The sequence below is a fragment of the Pseudomonas sp. Bc-h genome, assembly GCF_002080045.1.
Taxonomy (GTDB): Bacteria; Pseudomonadota; Gammaproteobacteria; order Pseudomonadales; family Pseudomonadaceae; genus Aquipseudomonas.
Map to the genome: position 1 here is coordinate 35,250 of NZ_MUIN01000006.1, position 22,055 is coordinate 57,304.

Annotated in this window: 17 protein-coding genes; 7 read left to right on the forward strand and 10 right to left on the reverse strand. The window is 59.1% G+C overall.

The window, feature by feature from the left end; genetic code table 11:
• Positions 1–73: 73 nt before the first annotated feature.
• Entirely contained in the window at positions 74–1,657 is a 1,584-nt protein-coding gene (locus tag BWR59_RS10735) for a peptide chain release factor 3 (RefSeq protein ID WP_081565622.1), read from the reverse strand.
• 345 nt (positions 1,658–2,002) lie between these two features.
• Here BWR59_RS10735 and BWR59_RS10745 point away from each other — a divergent pair, with 345 nt between their 5' ends.
• Genes BWR59_RS10745 through BWR59_RS10760 form a run of 4 tightly spaced genes read left to right on the forward strand, consistent with a single transcriptional unit; the run spans position 2,003 to position 5,527 of the window.
• Entirely contained in the window at positions 2,003–2,716 is a 714-nt protein-coding gene (locus BWR59_RS10745; protein ID WP_081565623.1) for an ABC transporter permease, read from the forward strand.
• Positions 2,717–2,742: 26 nt separating this feature from the next.
• Complete coding sequence (locus tag BWR59_RS10750; protein ID WP_081565624.1) at positions 2,743–3,711, forward strand: glycine betaine ABC transporter substrate-binding protein; 969 nt, start codon at positions 2,743–2,745, stop codon at positions 3,709–3,711.
• On the forward strand, positions 3,708–4,361 hold the full coding sequence (locus BWR59_RS10755; protein ID WP_081565625.1) for an ABC transporter permease: 654 nt from the start codon (positions 3,708–3,710) through the stop codon (positions 4,359–4,361). Before BWR59_RS10750 ends, BWR59_RS10755 begins: the two co-directional genes overlap by 4 nt.
• A complete protein-coding gene (locus BWR59_RS10760) occupies positions 4,358–5,527 on the forward strand; it encodes an ABC transporter ATP-binding protein (protein ID WP_081565626.1) in 1,170 nt (389 codons plus the stop codon). Before BWR59_RS10755 ends, BWR59_RS10760 begins: the two co-directional genes overlap by 4 nt.
• Positions 5,528–5,786: 259 nt before the next feature.
• Here the strand turns inward: BWR59_RS10760 and BWR59_RS31945 are convergent, their stop codons facing one another.
• Entirely contained in the window at positions 5,787–6,074 is a 288-nt protein-coding gene (locus BWR59_RS31945; protein WP_120128872.1) for a hypothetical protein, read from the reverse strand.
• On the reverse strand, positions 6,071–7,399 hold the full coding sequence (locus tag BWR59_RS31950; RefSeq protein ID WP_143490811.1) for an N-acetylmuramoyl-L-alanine amidase: 1,329 nt from the start codon (positions 7,397–7,399) through the stop codon (positions 6,071–6,073). Before BWR59_RS31950 ends, BWR59_RS31945 begins: the two co-directional genes overlap by 4 nt.
• Positions 7,400–8,072: 673 nt before the next feature.
• Here BWR59_RS31950 and BWR59_RS10775 point away from each other — a divergent pair.
• On the forward strand, positions 8,073–9,236 hold the full coding sequence (locus BWR59_RS10775; protein WP_081565627.1) for a type III PLP-dependent enzyme: 1,164 nt from the start codon (positions 8,073–8,075) through the stop codon (positions 9,234–9,236).
• 84 nt (positions 9,237–9,320) lie between these two features.
• On the opposite strand, the gene BWR59_RS10780 is transcribed toward BWR59_RS10775, so the two are convergent.
• Complete coding sequence (locus tag BWR59_RS10780; protein ID WP_081565628.1) at positions 9,321–10,106, reverse strand: tetratricopeptide repeat protein; 786 nt, start codon at positions 10,104–10,106, stop codon at positions 9,321–9,323.
• A gap of 1 nt (position 10,107) precedes the next feature.
• Positions 10,108–10,785 carry a Fe2+-dependent dioxygenase gene (locus tag BWR59_RS10785; RefSeq protein ID WP_081565629.1) on the reverse strand — a complete coding sequence of 226 codons (678 nt, stop codon included), beginning with the start codon at positions 10,783–10,785 and terminating at the stop codon, positions 10,108–10,110.
• Positions 10,786–10,984: 199 nt separating this feature from the next.
• On the opposite strand from BWR59_RS10785, the gene BWR59_RS10790 reads away from it, so the two are divergent.
• Together BWR59_RS10790 and BWR59_RS10795 are read left to right on the forward strand one after the other, a co-directional pair.
• Entirely contained in the window at positions 10,985–13,309 is a 2,325-nt protein-coding gene (locus BWR59_RS10790; protein WP_081565630.1) for a TonB-dependent receptor, read from the forward strand.
• A 270-nt stretch (positions 13,310–13,579) separates the two neighbouring features.
• Positions 13,580–16,141 carry a sulfite reductase flavoprotein subunit alpha gene (locus BWR59_RS10795; RefSeq protein WP_081566019.1) on the forward strand — a complete coding sequence of 854 codons (2,562 nt, stop codon included), beginning with the start codon at positions 13,580–13,582 and terminating at the stop codon, positions 16,139–16,141.
• A gap of 344 nt (positions 16,142–16,485) precedes the next feature.
• Here BWR59_RS10795 and BWR59_RS10800 read toward each other — a convergent pair whose 3' ends face one another.
• The 5 genes from BWR59_RS10800 to BWR59_RS10820 form a co-directional block, all read right to left on the reverse strand.
• Positions 16,486–17,460 (reverse strand): peptide ABC transporter ATP-binding protein, encoded by a 975-nt coding sequence (locus BWR59_RS10800; protein ID WP_081565631.1) that lies wholly within the window; start codon positions 17,458–17,460, stop codon positions 16,486–16,488.
• A complete protein-coding gene (locus BWR59_RS10805; RefSeq protein WP_081565632.1) occupies positions 17,460–18,428 on the reverse strand; it encodes an ABC transporter ATP-binding protein in 969 nt (322 codons plus the stop codon). Before BWR59_RS10805 ends, BWR59_RS10800 begins: the two co-directional genes overlap by 1 nt.
• Before the next feature lie 10 nt (positions 18,429–18,438).
• The gene (locus BWR59_RS10810) at positions 18,439–19,350 is read right to left on the reverse strand and encodes an ABC transporter permease subunit (RefSeq protein WP_081565633.1); all 912 of its coding nucleotides are present in this window, start codon (positions 19,348–19,350) and stop codon (positions 18,439–18,441) included.
• Positions 19,351–19,360: 10 nt separating this feature from the next.
• A complete protein-coding gene (locus BWR59_RS10815; protein ID WP_081565634.1) occupies positions 19,361–20,371 on the reverse strand; it encodes an ABC transporter permease subunit in 1,011 nt (336 codons plus the stop codon).
• Positions 20,372–20,446: 75 nt separating this feature from the next.
• Entirely contained in the window at positions 20,447–22,054 is a 1,608-nt protein-coding gene (locus tag BWR59_RS10820) for an ABC transporter substrate-binding protein (protein ID WP_230981990.1), read from the reverse strand.
• Between the last annotated feature and the right edge of the window lies 1 nt (position 22,055).

The window sequence follows — 22,055 nt, forward strand, 5'->3', positions numbered from 1 at the left end:
ACGCGGAGCGTCACGGTCGGCATTCCCACGCGGAGCGTGGGAACGATCACCAGCCGTTATAGCTCAATGGCCCTTAATGATGCTCACGCGTCGCACGGAATTTGATATCCGGCCAGCGCTCTTCCATCAGGGCCAGGTTGACCCGGGTCGGCGCCAGATAGGTCAGGTGACCACCGCCGTCCATGGCCAGGTTTTCCACGGCCTTGTTCTCGAATTCCTCGAGCTTCTTCTTGTCGCTGCTGTCGATCCATCGGGCTGACCACACGGTGATCGGCTCGTAGGCGCATTCGACCTTGTATTCTTCCTTCAGGCGGCTGGCGACTACGTCGAACTGCAGCACACCGACGGCGCCCAGAATGATGTCGTTGCTGCGCGTCGGGAAGAACACCTGCGTGGCGCCTTCTTCGGCGAGCTGTTGCAGACCCTGACGCAGCTGCTTGGATTTCAGCGGATCCTTCAGACGCACACGACGGAACAGTTCCGGAGCGAAGTGCGGGATACCGGTGAAGCCCAGCGCCTCGCCTTCGGTGAAGGTGTCGCCGATCTGGATCGTGCCGTGGTTGTGCAGGCCGATGATGTCGCCGGCGTAGGCTTCTTCCAGCTGTTCACGCTCGCTGGAGAAGAACGTCAGCGCGTCACCGATGCGTACGTCCTTGCCAGTGCGGACATGGCGCATTTTCATGCCCTTGTCGTACTTGCCCGAGCAGATGCGCATGAACGCGATACGGTCGCGGTGCTTGGGGTCCATGTTCGCCTGAATCTTGAACACGAAGCCTGAGAACTTCTCCTCGACTGGCTCGACGGTCCGCTCGTTGGCAACACGCGGCAGCGGCAGCGGGGCCCAGTCGACGACCGCATCGAGCACATGGTCGACACCGAAGTTACCCAGCGCAGTACCGAAGAATACCGGGGTCAACTGGCCGTCGAGAAACTCCTGCTGATTGAACTCATGACAGGCGCCCTGCACCAGCTCGAGTTGATCGACGAAGCGGTCGTACTCGTCGCCCAGATGGGCGCGGGCCTCGTCAGAGTCCAGCTTCTCGATGATTTTGGTTTCAGTGCGCTCATGCCCATGACCGGCGGTGTAGACGATGATGTAGTCGTCGGCCAGGTGGTACACACCCTTGAAGTCGCGGTAGCAACCGATCGGCCAGGTGATCGGCGCAGCCTTGATCTTCAGGACCGCTTCGATCTCGTCGAGCAGTTCGATCGGGTCACGGATGTCGCGGTCCAGCTTGTTGATGAAGCTGACGATCGGCGTGTCACGCAGACGGCAGACGTCCATCAGGGCGATGGTCCGCGGCTCTACACCCTTACCGCCGTCGAGCACCATCAATGCCGAGTCCACCGCGGTCAGCGTGCGGTAGGTGTCTTCGGAGAAGTCTTCGTGGCCCGGGGTGTCGAGCAGGTTGATCATGTGTTCGCGATACGGGAACTGCATGACCGACGTGGTAATGGAAATACCCCGCTGCTTCTCCATCTCCATCCAGTCTGACGTGGCATGGCGATCGGATTTGCGGGATTTCACCGTACCGGCGACGGCAATGGCCTTGCCCATCAGCAAAAGCTTTTCGGTGATGGTGGTCTTACCGGCGTCGGGGTGGGAAATAATGGCGAAAGTGCGGCGTTTCGCGACTTCGGCGGCCTGTCTGGTCATGGGAAATCGCCCGAGAGGTGATTCAAAAAAGGGCGGCGATTATAGCTCAAACAAAGTCAATAACCGAACCGTTCAGTCGATCAAGGGTGGCCAAATAGCATCTTACGTGGGAACCTTTGCGGTTGTGGAGACGTCCATTCCCTGGCTGTTGAAGAAGCTACACTCAACGTCAAGGGTTGCAAAATCAGCAAGTTAGCTTGACGAAGCTGCGCTCATGGCTTGTGTTTTCGCCGAGGTTTCACCCTTTCCGGCGACCCACCCGCTGCTCTTCGCGAACGTTCGCAATCCGGCCGAAATGGCCAATCCCCTGCGAGGCGTTCGCCGACTGAAATAAGGAGTCCGCCCGTGGCTAATCGCTATGGCAAGGGGCTAATGGGAGGTGTGATTGTCATCGCACTTCTGGCCCTGCTGGTCCAATGGATCGGCATCAGTACCATCAGGCAGTATCAGGATGATCTGCTGTTTTACCTGCAAGCGCATGTGATGCTTGTCCTGGCATCGATGCTCGCGGCACTGGTGGTCGGAATACCGACCGGCATTGTCTTGAGCCGACCGAACATGGTCGGCCGCGCCGAACGCTTCATGCAGATCTTCAACATCGGTAACACCGTTCCTCCTCTCGCAGTACTGGCCATTGCCCTGGGTGTCCTGGGTATCGGCAGTGGGCCTGCGATCTTCGCGCTGTTCCTCGCCTCTCTGTTGCCCATCGTGCGCAACACCTACGAAGGCCTGAAAAACGTTCAGGGTTCTCTCAAAGAAGCCGCCACCGGCATCGGCATGACACCGCGTCAGGTGTTGTGGCGCGTCGAGCTGCCCAATGCCGTGCCGATCATCATCGGCGGTGTGCGGGTGGCGCTGGCGATCAACGTCGGGACTGCGCCGCTGGCCTTCCTGATCGGGGCCAACAGCCTCGGCAGTCTGATCTTCCCCGGCATCGCCCTGAACAATCAGCCGCAACTGGTACTGGGCGCCGCGTGTACCGCGTTGCTGGCTCTGCTGCTCGATGGCGCCGTGACCCTGGCGAGTCGTCTGTGGCTGGAACGTGGCCTGGCTCGTTGAGCGGCCGCGCTGAAGAAGGAATTCGTATGAAGAAGTTATGCACATTTATGCTGGGCGCCGGCCTGTTGTTGTCCGGGTTTGCCCAAGCGGCCGACGCTCCGGCCGAGCGACCGTTGCTGCGCATCGGCGCACGGGTCTTCACCGAGCAGACCATCCTCGCCGAGTTGACCGCGCAATACCTGCGCGACAAGGGCTATCAGGTCCAGATCACTGGCGGGCTGGGCAGCAACCTGGCGCGCAGTGCCCAGGAAAGCGGCCAGCTCGACATGCTCTGGGAATACACCGGCGTTTCGCTGGTTGCCTACAACCACGTCGACGAAAAACTCGACAGCGAACAGACCTACCAGCGGGTGAAAGAACTGGACGCCAAGAAGGGCCTGGTCTGGCTCTCGCCGTCGAAGTTCAACAACACCTATGCGCTGGCGCTGCCGGACAAGATCGCCAAACAGTACCCGCAGATCAACAACGTTTCGCAACTGACAACCTTACTAAAGGATGAGGCCAAGGAGGGTCATATCGTCGCGCTCGACACCGAATTCGCCAACCGTTCCGACGGGCTGGTGGGCATGGTCAAGCACTACGACATGAACCTGAGCCGTGAAAACACTCGTCAGATGGACGCAGGGTTGGTCTACACCGCACTGCGCAACGGCCAGGTATTCGCAGGGCTCGTCTACACCACCGATGGCCGTTTGAACGCGTTCAAACTCAAGGTGCTGGACGACGACAAGCACTACTTCCCGGACTACACCGCAGCGCCGGTAATCCGCAAAGAGTACCTGGACAAGCACCCGCAACTGGCCGAGCAACTCAAGCCGCTGGCTGCGTTGCTGGATAACCAGACGATGATCGATCTGAACGCGCGCATCGATGTCGATCACGAAAGTCCTTCCGTCGTGGCCGCTGATTTCCTGCGCACACATCCGATCAATCCTTCTGCCGAAAGCGTGCCGATCAAGCAGACGCCGGTGGAAAAACAGGAGGAGAAACTATGAGCTTCTTGAGCGCTTTCTCCCATCTGGACTGGAATCAGGTCATGCACCTGACCCTGCAACACATCACGCTGGTGGGCATCGCCGTTTCGCTGGCGATTCTGGTGGGCGTGCCGTTGGGCGTGTTCATGACTCGCTTCCCGGTGCTCGCCGGTCCATTACAGGCCAGCGCCACGGTATTGCTGACCGTCCCTTCGATTGCCCTGTTCGGCCTGCTGCTGCCGTTCTACTCTAAGTTCGGTCAAGGCCTTGGCCCTATGCCGGCGATCACTGCGGTGTTTTTGTACTCACTGCTGCCGATCATGCGTAACACCTATCTGGCGCTGACTGGCGTCGAACCGGGTATTCGCGAAGCCGCCAAGGGCATCGGCATGACCTTTGGCCAGCGCCTGCGCATGGTCGAACTGCCGATTGCCGTGCCGGTGATCCTCGCCGGTGTGCGCACCGCCGTGGTCATGAACATCGGTGTCATGACCATCGCCGCCACCATCGGTGCCGGTGGTCTTGGCGTACTCATCCTCGCTTCCATCAGCCGCAGCGACATGTCGATGCTCATCGTCGGCGCCGTACTGGTCAGCATTCTGGCCATCTTCGCCGACCTGCTTCTGCAATGGCTGCAACGCTCGCTGACTCCAAAAGGACTCCTGAAATGATCGAACTTCAAAATCTTTCCAAAACCTTCCAGAGCAACGGCAAGGAAGTGAAGGCCGTTGATTCAGTGAGCCTGACCGTCAACGAAGGTGAAATCTGCGTATTCCTCGGCCCGTCGGGTTGCGGCAAGAGTACGACGCTGAAAATGATCAACCGCCTGATCATGCCGACTTCCGGCAAGGTGCTGATCAACGGCGAAGACACCACGGGCCTCGACGAAGTGACCCTGCGTCGCAACATCGGCTATGTGATCCAGCAGATCGGCCTGTTCCCCAACATGACCATCGAAGAAAATATTGTGGTCGTGCCCAAGCTGCTCGGCTGGGACAAACAGAAATGCCACGACCGCGCTCGCGAACTGATGAGCATGATCAAGCTGGAACCCAAGCAGTATCTGCATCGTTATCCGCGTGAACTGTCCGGTGGTCAGCAACAGCGGATCGGGGTGATCCGCGCGCTGGCCGCCGATGCACCGTTGCTGCTGATGGACGAACCCTTCGGCGCCGTCGACCCGATCAACCGCGAGATGATCCAGAACGAATTCTTCGAGATGCAGCGTGCGCTGAACAAGACCGTGATCATGGTCAGCCACGACATCGACGAAGCCATCAAGCTGGGCGACAAGATTGCGATTTTCCGCGCCGGCAAACTGCTGCAGATCGACCATCCGGACACGCTGCTGGCGCATCCTGCAGACGACTTCGTCAGCAACTTCGTCGGCCAGGACAGCACCTTGAAACGCCTGCTGCTGGTGAAGGCCGAAGACGCCGCCGACAACGCGCCATCCGTCAGCCCGGAAACCCCGGTGGCCGATGCGCTGGAAATCATGGACGAACAGGACCGCCGCTACGTTGTCGTTACCGATGGCGGCAACAAAGCCATGGGTTATGTCCGACGTCGCGACCTGCACCGCCAGACAGGTACCTGCGAGCAGTACCTGCGCCCGTTCAATGCCACCGCCGCCTACGACGAACACCTGCGCATCCTGCTGTCGCGCATGTACGAGTTCAACCGCTCCTGGCTGCCGGTGCTGGATGCCGAGAACGTGTTCCTCGGCGAGGTGACACAGGAGTCGATTGCGGCCTACCTGAGCTCGGGGCAATCCCGAGGCAAGAAGACCAGCATCGTTTCGCCAGCAGAAGTGGCGGAGCAGGCGGCGTCGACTTGAAGTAGCTGAGTCAGGCGCTTTGATAGCGCCTGAACTGACGCGATCGCGAATGGATTCGCCCCCACGGGTGGAACGCAGTCCATCTATGGGAGCGAATTTTTTTCTGTGAACGGAGTAACGTGACCCGTCAATCAGCCGCTGAGTTCTCGCATCCTCGCAGGTCTAGTAATAGCCTACATAACTAAATGTCGTGCCTGACCCAGTAAGGACGACGATGACTAAAGCTCGGCTCGGTGATAGGTTGCATCTGTTTATGTGGTCAGGGTGCCTTGCATCTTTCAAGATCGTCTTGTGTTTCCAGTGTGGTATCAATGCCAAGCCGATATTTGCAATAGTCTATAACTTTCTGGCGCTCTTGAATGTCGAGTTTAGAGAGTTTCTTGTCGTCGCGTAGATTGGCGAATATGTTTTCAAATTTCATCTGAAATGTTGGGCTTTTTTTAACAAATACATAAGTGTACATTTGTGCCTCTCCCGTTTCTCTGTAGTAGCCAAGTGTCAACGACGCTGCCAAGAACGGGAGTAATAGGAGAAGTGATTTTTTCATGATTTCATTGGCTTCCGAAGGCGCGTTTTTGCACGAATTTTTTTCACAAGATTCATTCCGACGTTTCCAGGGCAAATTTTTGCCTCGCCTTCATCTTGATGGGGGAATTCGCGATGTCCACCAAAGTGCTCTATGTCATAAATGTCTTTTAGAACAGTAATGAGGTTGATGGTCGCATTAACTTGGAGGCTTGGTAGCGGGTTCGTGGTGCTAAGTCCCAAATAATCCAGTGCAGTCCGAGCCAGCGTTACAAAATCTTTGCCTTCCTCTGGTGTAGTCAGGTTGTTCAAAAGGACAATGCCGAGTACGTTTGAGTTATAGGCGAGAAGGTGTCCTCCTTTAGAACGAATATCCCTGCCTTCATAGATTATCCCTGAGCAATCAATGCCGAAGTGGTAACCGATATCGTCGAACTCCTTGTTCTGTTGGAACGATTGAATATCCTGCATCTGTTCACCTCCGGCATTGCACGAATAGCTCCTACCCGCGTGATGCAAGGCGATCATGCTGTAATCCCAATTCCGCTCCAGTGGCTTTCCAGGCGGTTTCGCATGCCATCCCGAACGCTCCACAAACCCATGCCCCAATTCCCGCACTTTCTGAATGATCGCCTCCCGAGTCGCCGCTCGATCATTCACGGTGATCGCGATAGGCCTGGGTGTTTCGCCGTGCAGCACTTGCTCGACCCGGGTAGTGGTGACGACCTCGCGAGTTGTCATTCCCGCAAGCTCGATCAATTCGCGTGCGGGGGAATGGAAGGGGATGTGAATGGAAATGCTGGAGTTAGCTGACGCTCCTTCTATGTATGCAATCCCGTTGCTATCGGTTGCGCCATTGCGTTGCTGACCGTCTACCGTCGCGATGTATTTCCGGTTTGCCAGCGGTTGGCCGGTTTCGCTATGGGTCACGAAGAAGCTGCGCGCCCAGGTTTTTCCCACGGGCTGTATCCCCTTCGCTAAAGGGTAGGGCACCACGTTCGAGGATCCGATGTTCGCTTTCGGCGGCGTAGACGCTTCATCCCGATTCGAACCCGATTTTGTTCTGGATGGGGCGATCAATCGATTGGTCCCCGGCGGACATGCGCACATCACCATCGCGTTGTGCAGCGCTGTGGGAATGCCATCCCACTTGAAACTATTTTCACCCTCGACAATTTCCCCGATCTGCCCGCATAGCCCGCACGGACTGGTTTTGTCCCCTAGCCGCAATGCGCCCCGTCCATCTTCGAGGTGCGCCTGCGGCAGGCTGGAAAAGCAGATCGCGTTGGTCGTGGTTTTGTCCCCATCCAATCCCTGCTCACGCCCGCCAATTTTGAAATAACCCACGGCTAAGCCCTCATTATTCGCCCAGTGAGCGCATCACCGTACGGAATGAAAATGCTGCCTGACGATAGGGGGTAGGCCATCCGTCATGTAGGCCGATTCCGGCGTGGCGGTCTCCGGTAACTGACAGATATCTCCGTCACTAGAACTCGCCAATGGTACGTGGGGAAAGCCCGCATCGTTTGGTGTTAGGGGAGCAGCGACAGGCGTTGCTGACACCTATTTCAGCGTCTGATTCCGGTCCCCTGCAGCAGTCCGGCTTGCCGGCGGTGGCGTCTTTCAAATCACCGCCGTCGGCAAGCCGGACTGCTACAGGGGATCAATGGCAGGGATCAAGGGGAACATCGTCCTGTCACATCGGTCGGTTACTACAGGGTGATTGAACGGAGCTGATGCCCGTCTGGCAAAAACGGGCAGAAAAGCGACATTTTTTGTTGATCTTGAACCCCTCAGGTCCTAAAGTTCGCGCCGAACGTCCATGCTGGAAACGATCCATCCGGCTCAAGTACTGACGACGAGACAGCAGGCCAAGAGAATCCCGGTTCTCATGGCCTTTTTGCTTTCGGCGACATGCCTTGGGAAGTAGGCGAACCAAAGTGGGGATACGGAGGACGTTCATGAGGGTAAGGCCCTCGCACCCATTGTTTTTTACCGTTTGCCAACAGGAGTCCCCCGCATGTCGATTCAGGTCGAAGACTATTTCGAGAAAAGCACCTTCGAAAAAATGAAGGCGTTTGCCGACAAGCAAGAAACCCCGTTCGTGCTCATCGACACCGCGATGATCAGCAAAGCCTACGACGACCTGCGCGCCGGTTTCGAATTCGCCAAGGTTTACTACGCGGTCAAGGCCAACCCGGCCGTCGAAATCATCGACCTGCTCAAAGAGAAAGGTTCGAGCTTCGACATCGCCTCGATCTACGAGCTGGACAAAGTGATGGACCGTGGCGTTGGCCCGGATCGCATCAGCTACGGCAACACCATCAAGAAATCCAAGGACATCCGCTACTTCTACGAGAAGGGCGTACGCCTCTACGCGACCGACTCCGAAGCCGACCTGCGCAACATCGCCAAGGCCGCTCCGGGCTCGAAAGTCTACGTGCGTATTCTCACCGAAGGCTCGACCACCGCTGACTGGCCTTTGTCGCGCAAATTCGGCTGCCAGACCGACATGGCGATGGACCTGCTGATCCTGGCCCGTGACCTGGGCCTGGTGCCTTACGGCATCTCCTTCCACGTGGGCTCGCAACAGCGCGACATCAGCGTCTGGGACGCCGCGATCGCCAAAGTGAAGGTGATCTTCGAACGTCTGAAAGAAGAAGACGGCATCGAGCTCAAGCTGATCAACATGGGTGGCGGCTTCCCTGCCAACTACATCACCCGTACCAACAGCCTGGAAACCTACGCCGAAGAAATCATCCGCTTCCTCAAAGAAGACTTCGGTGACGATCTGCCGGAAATCATCCTGGAGCCGGGCCGTTCGTTGATCGCCAACGCCGGTATCCTGGTCAGCGAAGTGGTGCTGGTTGCGCGTAAATCGCGTACCGCCGTCGAGCGTTGGGTCTATACCGATGTGGGCAAGTTCTCCGGCCTGATCGAAACCATGGACGAAGCCATCAAGTTCCCGATCTGGACCGAGAAGAAAGGCGAAGTTGAAGAAGTCGTCATCGCCGGGCCAACCTGCGACAGCGCCGACATCATGTACGAGAACTACAAGTACGGCCTGCCGCTGAACCTGGCCATCGGTGACCGCCTTTACTGGCTGTCCACCGGCGCCTACACCACCAGCTACAGTGCTGTTGAGTTCAATGGCTTCCCGCCGCTGAAATCGTTCTACGTCTGAGTCTGATGCCGTAACGCAAAAAGCCCGCGAGTGATCGCGGGCTTTTTTGTGTCTCACTGGCCGAGGCCGACTTTGGTCCCAGGCCTATCTCAACGCCTGCAGCTGCGCTTGATCTGATCTATCACCCAGCTCGGCGGCACGCTGATGGTAATCCAGTGCCAATGCCCGCACGTCAGGATGGGTGGCCTCGAGCAGGGTTTTGCGGCTGACGCGCAGGAAGTTCAGGTTGCCGATACGCAGTGCGGTCTGAAACCACGAGACCGCTTCGTCGATGCGACCCTTATCAGCCAGAACGGCGGCGTGGCTGAATTGACCACGGAAGTCGCCGCCTTCCGCCGAGCGACGATACCAGTCGTGGGCAGCGGCCAGGTCCCGCTCGCAACAGAGGCCTTCTTCCAGGTAACGGCCGAGCATGTTCATCGATTTAGCGTGGCCCATTTGCGCCGCCTTGCGATAGCAAGCGAGGGCACGGGCCTGATCCTTGTTAACGCCACGGCCGGTGGCCAAGAGGTTGCCGTAGTTGTAGAAACCCCAGTCGAGGTCGGCCTCGGCGGCTTGCCGATAGTATTCGGCGGCCTTGCCGGCGTCGGGCTCACAGCCCCAGCCGTGCTCATGACAGCGACCGGCCATGTTGGTGGCCATTGCATGACCGTTGCGTGCGGCGATCTGGAACCACACCAACGCCAGTGCTGCGTCCTGTTCGATGCCGGTGCCATCCAGCAGGATCTGACCGAGCAGAGCCTGGGCATCGACCATGTTTTCCTGAGCGGCGATCAGGATCGCTCGCGCAGCACTCGCAGGGTTTTCCTGCAACATGGCGCGCAGTTGCTCGCCGTCCAGTACATCTTCGCGTCGCATGGTCCAGCTCATGTCAGACCTCGACCCATTGGCGCAACAGGTTGTGATAAGTGCCGGTGAGCTGGATCAGCGATGGATGATCGGGTACGTCGCGGCTCAGTTGCTGAATGGCGGTGTCCATTTCGAATAGCAGGGTACGGTGGCCATCGTCGCGTACCAGGCTTTGGGTCCAGAAAAACGATGCGTAACGCGCCCCGCGAGTTACGGCATTGACCTTGTGCAGGCTGGTGGCGGGGTAGAGCAGCATGTCTCCGGCTGGCAGCTTTATCTGCCGGGTGCCGAAGGTGTCCTGAATCACCAACTCGCCACCGTCGTAGTCGTCCGGGTCACTGAAAAACAGCGTCGACGACAGATCGGTGCGCACCCGTTCGACGCTGCCTCTGGCCTGACGCACCGAGTTGTCGATGTGAAAATCGAAACTGCCGCCGCCGGTGTAGCAGTTCACCAAGGGTGGAAACACCTTGTGTGGCAAGGCAGCCGACATGAACAGCGGGTTTTGCCAGAGTTCGAGCATGGCCGCGCCGATTTCTTTCGCCAGCGGGTGGCCTTCGGGCAGTTGCAGATTGTGCTTGGCTTTCGCCGACTGGTGACCGGCGGTGATCTTGCCGTCCGCCCACTCGGTCTGTTCCAGAGCTTCACGGACGCGCAGCACTTCCTCACGCGCAAACAGGCCAGGTATGTGCAGGAGCATGGCGTCGCCACTCTGTATCGAAAAGGTAGCGAATGGTAGTGATTCTTATTGGCTGTGTAAAACCCTGCGAGCGCGCGTAGACGAATGAAGGTGAAAAATCCGTAAAGCGAAAATGTAAAGAATGTAAGTTTTATGCGAATACAAATGATTCCCAACTATATTCCGCGGCCTCTACATTCCTTGGGGAAGGAAACTCATCATGTCGCGCCTCTCGTTACAACCGTCTGTCAGCTCACCACGGCTTCTCGCTTCCGCGATTGGCATGGCCGTCACTGCGATGTCCGCCTCGCAGATGGCCCACGCCGCCGAAGAAACCGACAAGGCCAACGGTGGTGCTATTTCGCTGGGCGCGACCAGCATCAATGGTGAGGCTACCGAGTCCAAAGACTACAAGACCGAGAAGAGCGCTTCGCAGAAGTACACCGCGCCGTTGTCGGACACGCCTCGTTCGGTCACCGTCATTCCTCAGCAAGTACTCAAGGACACTGCCGCGACTTCCTTGCAGGACGCGCTGCGCACAGTGCCGGGCATCACCTTCGGAGCCGGTGAGGGCGGTAACCCTCAGGGCGACCGTCCGTTCATTCGTGGCTTCGATGCCCAAGGCGACACCTACATTGACGGCGTGCGCGACACGGGTGCGCAGAGCCGTGAGATCTTCGACATCGAATCGATCGAAGTGAGCAAGGGTCCTAACTCGGCCATGGGCGGTCGCGGTTCGGCGGGCGGCAGCATCAACCTGGTCAGCAAGTTGCCGAAGGCCAACGACTTCACCGAGGGCAGTTTCACCTACGGCACCGACCAGACGCGCCGCTATACCCTGGACGTCAACCGCAAGTTTCTCGACACCGCAGCGTTCCGTCTTAATCTGATGAGCCACGAGCAGAACGTTGCCGGTCGTGATGCGATCAACTACGACCGTTGGGGCGTGGCGCCGTCGGTGACGTTCGGCCTGGGCACTGAAAACCGCCTGAACCTCAGCTATTACCATGTGGAAGGCAATGATCTGCCAGATTCGGGCATTCCCTACGGCTACAGCTCGAACTCGCCAACCGCTGTCCATGTGCATGACAAGCCCACCGACGGCGGCAACAGCAACAACTTCTACGGCTTGAAAGATCGCGACTTCCGCAAGACCCGCAGCGATATCTCGACCATCAGCTTCGAGCATGACTTCAACGAAGACATGACCCTGAAGAACACCTTTCGTCACGGCAACGTAGGGCAGGACTACATCCTCACCCAGCCGGACGACAGCCAGCACAACGTCAATGCCCGCGGGACCGTCTGGCGCCGTGCCAACGCCCGGGTCAGCACCACCGAAACCACGACCAACCAGACTGACCTGTTCGGCCAGTTCCAGCTGTTGGGCCTGAAAAACAGCTACTCCACCGGCATCGAGCTGACCCGTGAAGTGAGCAAGGTCAGCGGCTACACCTTCGCCAACCCTGCCAACTCCAACCCGACCGCAGCGTCTCCTGGCGGAGTGGGATGTCAGGTCGGTGAAGTCTACGGCGGCACCTGTACGTCGCTGAGCAACCCGAATCCGGACGACGACTACACCGGCACGATCGCGCGCAACTACAAAGGGACCAACACCATCGGTTTCACTCGCTCGGTCTATGCCTTCGACACCATCGAGCTGAACCCGCAGTGGCAGATCAACCTGGGTACGCGCTTCGACAGCTTCGATACCTCGGCCAAGACCGATAGCCTCACCGCAGCCACCACTCGCAGCAAGAACACCAGCAACTTCTGGAACTGGCAGGCGGGGATCGTCTACAAGCCGGTTGAGAACGGCAGCATTTATACCTCGTTCGCCACGTCTGCCACCCCACCGGGCGGCATGCTCAACGAAGGTACCGACGGGAACGGCCTGATTGCTGACGGCGGTACTCTGACCAGCGACCTGGAGCCAGAAACCACCAAAAACTACGAGATCGGCACCAAGTGGGACTTCCTCAATGATCGTCTGTCGCTAACGGCAGCGGTGTTCCGCACCGAGAAGGACAACACCCGAGTCCTGGTGAGCACCAACACCTACCAGAACGCCGGTAAGTCTCGTGTCGACGGTTTCGAACTGTCGGCCAGCGGCAAGATCACCGAGCAGTGGCAAGTGTTCGCAGGCTACAGCTACCTGGACAGCGAGCTGGTCGACTCCGGTCTGGTCGGGCGCAACGGCGCTGTGACAAACGGTGCTGCCTCGCAGGATGGCAATGAGATGCCCAACACCGCCAAGAACAGCGCGAGCCTCTGGACCACGTACGACATCACGCCGAAGCTGACCGTTGGTGGTGGTGCGTTCTATGTCGGCGAAGTTTATGGCGACACGGCCAACACCGTTTATGTTCCGTCCTATACCCGTTACGACGCCATGGCTTCGTACAAGTTGACCAGGAACGTCGACCTGCAACTGAACGTGCAGAACCTGACCGACAAGACCTACTACGACAAAGCCTACGCGGCGCATTTCGCCAATCAGGCAGCCGGTCGTACGGCCTTGCTGACCACCAGCTTCCACTTCTGATAAAGAAGCGAAGCTAACAAGCCCCGCTTGCCACTGGTGAGTGGGGCTTTTGTATGTGGGCGGCGTGCGTCTCTCTGTAGCAGTCCGGCTTGCCGGCGGTAGCGATTTAAATCATGTCGCCGCCGGCAAGCCGGAGTGCTACAGGAGCCCAGGCAACACACCGTTTTGTGTCCAGTCTGTGACCGAATACAGAATCAGATACGGATGAGAATGCATGCCGTTTGTGCGCATAATGCGCGTCGCAGCGGGTTATCGAGGTGATTGAGGGTGTTGAAGAAAGTCCTGTTTCAAGTGCACTGGTTCTTCGGAATCACGGCGGGTCTGGTGTTGGCGCTGATGGGCATCACCGGGGCGCTGTATTCGTTCGAGGACGAGATCGTCGATGCGCTTAACCCCGATACGTTGTTCGTGCAGCCGCTCGAGCGTCAGTTGTCCCTGGTCGAAATGGTCAGCAAAGTCGAGGCCCAGGGCCGCGACAAGGTTTCCATGTTTCGCATCGAGCCGGACAGTAACCGGGTCGCTCAAGTCTGGTTTCAGCCGCCGCCGGGCCAGCGCCGTGGCGAGATGCACAACTTCAATCCCTTCACCGGGGACTTCACCGAAGACGCGATCGGGCAAGACTTCTTCGGCTTCATCCTGAACCTTCACCGCTTCCTCGCGGCAGGCGAATACGGCAAGCAAGTGACAGCGGCCTGTACGCTGATTCTGGTGTTCTTCTGCCTGTCCGGTCTGTACCTGCGCTGGCCGCGCCAGGCGCTTAACTGGCGGGTGTGGCTGACCCTGGACTGGGCAAAGAAGGGACGCAGTTTCAATTGGGACCTGCATTCGGTATTCGGCACCTGGTGCCTGATCGTCTATCTGCTGTTGGCCGTTACGGGCCTGATGTGGTCTTACGACTGGTTCAGCAACGGCATGAACAAGTTGATCGGCGACCCGCCGGTGGCTGGCGAGCAGCGCCGAGGCGGAGGAGGGCCGCGTCCAGGCCCGGGTCCGAAGGATGGCGGGCCAGTCCAGGCGTCGGCGCCCGACTACGCCGCGATCTGGGACACCATCCAGAAAACCGCAGGCCCGGACCTGAAGACCTATAACCTGCGCATGCCACAGGCGCCGGGGCAGATGGCGACTGTCTTCTACATTCTGAAGAACGCGCCGCATCCACGTGCCCTGAACCAGATCACCCTCGATCCCGCCAACGGGCAGCTCAAGGCCGTTTCGCGCTACACGGATAAAAGCTACGGCGCGCAGTTGCTGGTCAGTAACTACTCGCTGCACACCGGCAGCTACTGGGGACTTCCCGGACGTATCGTGATCACCATCGCAGCGCTGCTCATGCCGCTGTTCTTCATCACGGGCTGGCTGTTGTATCTGGACCGTCGTCGTAAAAAGCGCGACATCCGCAATGCTCGTGGCGAAGTGGCGACAACCCCCAGCGCTTACGGCACTCAGGGCCCGGCGTGGCTGATTGGCTTTGCCAGCCAGAGTGGGTTCGCCGAGCAACTGGCCTGGCAGACTGCCGGGCAACTGCAGTCGGCTGGCCTGCCGGTGCGCGTGCAGCGTCTGGCGGACATGACCGAGCAAGACCTGAATCAAAGCCGCAACGCCCTTTTCGTCGTCAGTACCTTCGGCGACGGCGAGGCACCTGACAGCGCCCGTGGCTTCGAACGCAAACTGCTGGGGCGTCCGCTGTCCTTGAATAACCTCAACTACGCAGTGCTTGGGCTGGGCGATCGGCAGTATCAAGACTTCTGCGGCTTTGCCCAGCGTCTCCACGGCTGGCTCGCCGAACGTGGCGCCAGCACCTTGTTTGCACCGGTTGAAGTGGACAGCGGCGACAGCGCCTCGCTGCAACACTGGCAGCAGCAGCTGGGCGAACTGACAGGCTCGACGCCTGCTGCTGCATGGAAGGCCCCGGATTACGAAAACTGGACACTGAGCCAGCGCGACCTGCTGAACCCCGGCAGCGTCGGTTCCAAGGTGTTCTTGCTGAGCTTGACCTCCGCAGCCGGCACGCCCTGGGAAGCAGGTGATCTGATCGAGGTGCTGCCGCGAAATGCGCCGTCCGCCGTCGAGCATTTCCTCGCCGGATTGGGCATCGCTGCCGACACGCAGGTCGGCGTGGAGGGTCTTCACGAACCCCTTAGCCAAGCGTTGACCAGCCGCCAATTGCCCGCCAATCGCAGCCATCTTGTCGGCCTGCATGCTCAGGCACTGATCGATGCGCTGGTCCCGCTGGCGATGCGTGAATACTCTATTGCGTCGATCCCCGAAGACGGCGCATTGCAGCTGATCGTGCGCCAGGAGCTGCATCCGGATGGCAGTCTCGGTCTGGGTTCAGGCTGGCTGACGGAGCACGCCCTTGTGGGTTCTTCGATCAGCCTGCGCGTGCGTCGCAACAGCAGTTTCCACCTGCCGAGCGAGCCTGCTCCGATGATACTGATTGGCAACGGCACAGGGCTGGCTGGGCTGCGCAGTTTGCTGAAAGCACGCATTGCTCAAGGTGAACAACGCAACTGGCTGCTATTCGGCGAGCGAAACGCGGCCCACGATTTCCATTGTGCAGATGAACTGAAAGGCTGGCTGGCAAGTGGCGGCCTGGCGCGTATGGACCTGGCCTTCTCCCGCGACCAGGCCGAGAAAATCTATGTGCAGGATCGCCTGCGCGAAGCAGCTGATGAGTTGCATCGCTGGTTGGCAGACGGCGCCGTTATCTACATCTGTGGCAGTCTCGAAGGCATGGCCACAGGCGTCGATGAAACATTGGAAGCCCTGATCGGCGAAGAGGGTGTACAGAGCCTGATCGAGCAAGGCCGTTATCGCCGGGATGTTTACTGACCCCGCCGCAGGAGTACCTGCGGAAGCCAGCAATACGGCTCTTACAGGGTTTGTGGCGGACCCGGATTTCGAGTTGATCACCGAACCCTGTGGGCGCTGCTGGAGCTGTGCGACAGCCGCGAAGCGGTTTGTCAGACAACCCATCAGTGCCTGACTCACCGCTTCGCCCGGATCGCAGCCCGTACCGTCGTGACCTCCGGCGTCTCCCACACGGGTCGCGTGAAGCTTCCAGATCTGCGCCAGCCTTGATCTTGCGTCTAAGTGCGCAACAGTCCAGAGCCACAAAAAAAGGCCGCTGCACTTCAAACGCAACGGCCTTGTTTCATTCACAGGTCAGCAGCCGATCACGCCACGAACTGCTCCGCGTAATGACACGCCACCTGCCGGTTATCCACAGTCCGCAACTCCGGAACCTCAGTGCCGCAGCGCTCGGTCGCATACGGGCAACGCTTGTGGAAAGCGCAACCCGACGGCGGATTCAGCGGGTTGGGCAACTCACCCACAATCTTGATCTTGGGCTTAGACGGATCCGGGTGAATCGTCGGCGTGGCCGACAGCAATGCCTGGGTGTACGGGTGCAGAGGACGGTTATAAATCTCCTCCTTCGGCCCCATCTCCGCCGGCCGCCCCAGATACATCACCAGCACTGTATCGGCGACATGGCGAACCACTGCCAGGTTGTGGGAGATGAACACATACCCCGTGTTGAACTCCTGCTGCAGATCCATGAACAGGTTCAGCACCTGCGCCTGAATCGACACGTCCAGCGCGGAGGTTGGCTCATCCGCCACCAGCACTTTCGGTTGCAGCATCATGGCGCGGGCCAGCGCGATACGCTGACGCTGACCACCAGAGAACATGTGCGGGTAGCGCTGATAATGCTCAGGACGCAAACCGACCTGCTTCATCATCGCCTGCACTTTCTCGCGACGTTCGGCCGCCGACAGGTTGGTGTTGATCAGCAGCGGCTCGCCCAATTGATCACCGATCTTCTGGCGCGGGTTGAGCGATGCGTACGGGCTCTGGAACACCATCTGCACGTCTTTGCGCAGTTGCTTGCGTTGCGCCTTGGTCGCGCCAGTCACTTCCTGACCAGCGATTTTCAATGACCCCGACGATGGCTCTTCGATCAGTGTCAGGGCGCGGGCGAGGGTGGACTTGCCACAACCGGACTCGCCGACCACAGCCAGGGTCTTGCCTGCTTCCAGTTCGAAAGACACGCCGTTGAGCGCGCGCACGGTAGCGTGTGGCTTGAACAGACCACGGGATACATCGTAGTGACGGGTGAGGTCACGGGCGGTCAGTACGATTTCGCTCATTACGCCACCTCCTGATTCAGCGGAAAGAAGCAGCGTGCAAGGCTGTGGGCTTTAGGGTCCAGAGTCGGGCGCTGCTGGCGGCATTTGTCTTGAACATATGGGCAGCGTGGCGACAGCAGGCAACCGCTCGGACGGTCGTAACGACCGGGGACGATGCCCGGAAGCGTCGACAGGCGCGCGGCACCCATGCTGTGCTCGGGAATCGCGGCCAGCAGCGCTTCGCTGTACGGGTGCGCGGGTACGTCGAACAGGCCCGGGACCTGACCGACTTCCACGGCTTGACCTGCGTACATCACGCACACGCGCTGAGCGGTTTCGGCCACGACTGCCAGGTCGTGGGTAATCAGTACCAGCGCCATGTCCTGCTCTTTCTGCAGGGCCAGCAGCAAGTCCATGATCTGCGCCTGAATGGTCACGTCCAGAGCGGTGGTCGGCTCGTCGGCGATCAGCAGTTTCGGCTCGCCGGCAATCGCCATGGCGATCGCGACGCGCTGGCTCATGCCGCCCGACAGTTGATGCGGATAGGCGTCCAGACGCTGTGCAGCGCCCGGAATCTCAACCTTCTGCAGCAGTTCCAGCGCACGCTGGTGCGCCGCTCTGCCAGACAGGCCGAGGTGTTGCTTGAGCACCTCTTTGATCTGGAAGCCCACGGTGTAGCTCGGGTTCAGCGCGGTCATCGGGTCCTGGAAGACCATCGACAGATCCTTGCCGACGATCTGGCGACGCTGGCGAGCGCTCAGCTTGAGCATGTCCTTGCCGTCGAAAATCAGCGAGTCGGCGGTGACGATGCCGGGATGATCGATCAGGCCCATCAGCGCCATCATGGTCACGGATTTACCCGAGCCCGATTCGCCGACGATTGCCAGTACTTCGCCTTTGTCCACGGCCAGGTCCAGGCCATCTACGACCGGGGTGGCGGTGGCGTCGCCGAAGCGAACGTTGAGGTTCTTGATTTGTAAGAGTGGCATTCGGACGTCCTCAGGCGGCGTTCTTGAGTTTCGGGTCCAGCGCATCGCGCAGGCCGTCGCCCATCAGGTTGATTGCCAGCACGCTGAGCAAAATGGTCAGACCCGGAAGGCTCACCACCCACCAGGCGCGTTCGATGTAGTCGCGGGCCGAAGCGAGCATGGTGCCCCACTCAGGCGTTGGCGGTTGTACACCCAGACCGAGGAAGCCCAGCGCCGCAGCGTCGAGGATCGCCGAGGAGAAGCTCAAGGTCGCCTGAACGATCAGCGGCGCCATGCAGTTGGGCAGCACGGTGATGAACATCAGGCGCGGCAGGGTGGCGCCGGCCAGACGGGCAGCGGTCACGTAGTCGCGGTTCAGTTCGCCCATGACGGCCGCGCGGGTCAGACGCACATAGGACGGCAGCGAGACGATCGCGATCGCGATCACGGTGTTGATCAGGCCAGGGCCGAGGATCGCGACAATGGCCACCGCCAGCAGCAGCGACGGCAGGGCCAGCATGATGTCCATCAGACGCATGATGGTTGGGCCGAGGATTTTCGGGAAGAAACCGGCCAGCAGACCCATGAGGATCCCCGGAATCAGCGACATCACCACCGACGACAGACCGATCAGCAGCGACAGGCGTGAGCCCTGAATCAGACGCGACAGCAGATCGCGACCCAGTTCGTCGGTGCCCAGCAGGAACCGCCATTGACCGCCCTCGAGCCAGACCGGTGGGGTCAGCAGGAAGTCACGGTATTGCTCGCTCGGATCATGTGGCGCGACCCATGGCGCGAAAATGGCGCAGAAAACGATCAGCAGCATGAACGCAAGCCCTGCAACGGCGCCTTTGTTCTTGGCGAAGTGCTGCCAGAACTCTTTGTATACGGACGGGTAGAGCAGGCTTTGATCGACTGCTACTACGGGAGTAGGTGTGCTCATAGTAGGGATCTCAGCGCTGATGACGAATGCGTGGGTTGGCAAAGCCGTAGAGGATGTCCACCACGAAGTTGACCAGAATCACCAGGCAGGCGATTAGCAGGATGCCGTTCTGCACGACAGGGTAGTCACGTGCGCCAATGGCTTCGATGAGCCATTTGCCAATACCCGGCCAGGAGAAGATCGTTTCGGTCAGTACAGCACCGGCGAGCAATGTGCCCACTTGCAGACCGAACACGGTCAGTACTGGAATCAGCGCGTTGCGCAGGCCGTGAACGAACACTACGCGGGCGGGCGACAGGCCTTTGGCCCGGGCAGTACGCACGTAATCTTCGCGCAGCACTTCAAGCATCGAAGAGCGGGTCATCCGCGCGATCACCGCCAGCGGGATGGTACCCAGCACAATGGCCGGCAGTATCAGGTGACGCAGAGCGTCGATGAACGAACCTTCTTCATCGCTGAGCAGGGTGTCAATCAGCATGAAGCCGGTTTTGGGAGGGATGTCGTATAGCAAGTCGATACGACCCGATACCGGGGTCCAGCCCAGCGATACCGAGAAGAACATGATCAGGATCAGGCCCCACCAGAAGATCGGCATCGAGTATCCCGCCAGCGAAATACCCATCACCCCATGGTCGAACAGGGACCCTCGTCGGAGCGCCGCGATAACCCCGGCCAGAAGCCCGAGGATGCCAGCGAATATCAACGCCGCGATCGACAGTTCCAGGGTTGCCGGGAACAGCGAGGTGAATTCGGTCCACACGCTCGTGCGCGTACGCAGCGATTCGCCGAGATCGCCATGGGCGAGCTTGCCGACGTAGTCGATGTATTGCGCATAAAGGGGTTTGTTCAGGCCAAGACGTTCCATGGCTTGGGCGTGCATTTCCGGATCGACCCGGCGTTCACCCATCATGACTTCGACCGGGTCGCCCGGAATCAGGCGAATCAATGCGAAGGTCAGCAAGGTGATGCCGAAGAAGGTGGGTATCAATAACCCCACTCGGCGAGCGATAAAACTAAACATCTTCTCGTGTACCTCATCTGCCGGTTAGGCGTGTACCGGCGGGGCCCGTTTTTGCGAGCCCGCCGGATTCTTCTTCTACTTCACCTGGGTGGTGGCGAAGTTATTAGTGGTGAGAGGGCTAATGTGATAACCCTCTACGTTGTTGCGCATTGCAGTGAACATCTTGGTGTGCGCCATGCTGATCCATGGCTGATCCTGATTGAAGATCGCCTGCGCCTGCTCATAGAGCGCGGCACGTTCGGCCGGGTCGGTTTTTTCCCGTGCCTGATCGATCAACGTCTGGAACTTCTGATTGCACCAGCGCGCGTAGTTTTCGCCGTTCTTGGCGGCCTCGCAGCTCAGGTTCGGAGTCAGGAAGTTATCAGGGTCGCCATTGTCGCCTGCCCAGCCTGCCGACACCATGTCGTGTTCGCCGTTTTTGGCGCGTTTGAGCATTTCGCCCCATTCCATGACGCGTATATCTAACTTAATGCCGACTTTCGCCAAATCCGCTTGCATCATTTGTGCCCCAAGCATCGGGTTCGGATTGGTCGGGCCGCCGCCATTGCGCGTGAACAGGGTCAGAACGGTGCCTTCGGGAACCCCGGCCTCCTTGAGCAAGGCACGTGCCTTGTCCAGGTCGTGCGCCGGGTTTTTCAGGTCTTTGTTGTAGCCCAGCAGAGTGTCCGGGTACGGGTTGACGCCGACGGTGGCGTTGCCTTTGCCAAACAGCGCATTCACATAGGCTTCTTTATCGAAGGCGATGTCGATCGCTTTGCGCACGCGCACATCGCTCATGTACTTATGAGTCGTGTTCATCGCGATGTAAGCCGTGGTCATGGCATTCAGCTCGTCGACCTTGAGCGCCGGATCCTTTTTGATGCTCGGGATGTCGTCAGGCTTTGGATACAGCGCGATCTGGCACTCGTTGGCCTTGAGCTTTTGCAGACGCACGTTGTTGTCGGTGGCAATGGCCAGGATCAGCGTGTCAGCCGGTGGTTTGCCGCGGAAGTAGTCCGGGTTGGCCTTGAAGCGGACCTGAGCGTCCTTGGCGTACCGCTGGAAAACGAACGGCCCGGTGCCGATCGGCTTGCTGTTCAGGTCGTCGGTCTTGTTGGCCTTGAGCAGTTGATCGGCGTATTCAGCCGAGTAGACCGAGGCGAACGCCATGGCCACATCGGCCAGGAACGGGGCTTCGCGGCGGGTCAGGGTGAATTTGACCGTATTGTCGTCAACCTTCTCGACGCTTTTCAGCAGTTCCTTGAAGCCCATGCTCTCGAAGTAGGGGAAGCCGACCGTTGATTGCTTGTGCCACGGATGGTTGGGGTCCAGTTGACGCTGGAAGCTCCAGACCACGTCGTCGGCATTCATGTCGCGCGTCGGCTTGAAGTAATCGGTGGTGTGGAACTTGATGCCTTTGCGCAGGTGAAACGTGTAATTGAGGCCGTCTTCACTGATTTCCCACGACTCCGCCAGAGCGGGTTCGATGTCAGTGGTGCCGGGCTTGAAGTCCACCAGACGGTTGTAAATGGTTTCCGCTGCCGCATCGGCAGTGACGGCGGTGGTGTACAGCGCCGTGTCGAACCCTTCCGGGCTGGCTTCGGTGCAGACCACCAGAGGTTTGGCCGAAACGCCGAGCGCGACGCTGAACAGCGCCAGTGCGACCGCGTTGCGCAATGTTGCGAGTTTGAATGTCGATTTCAAG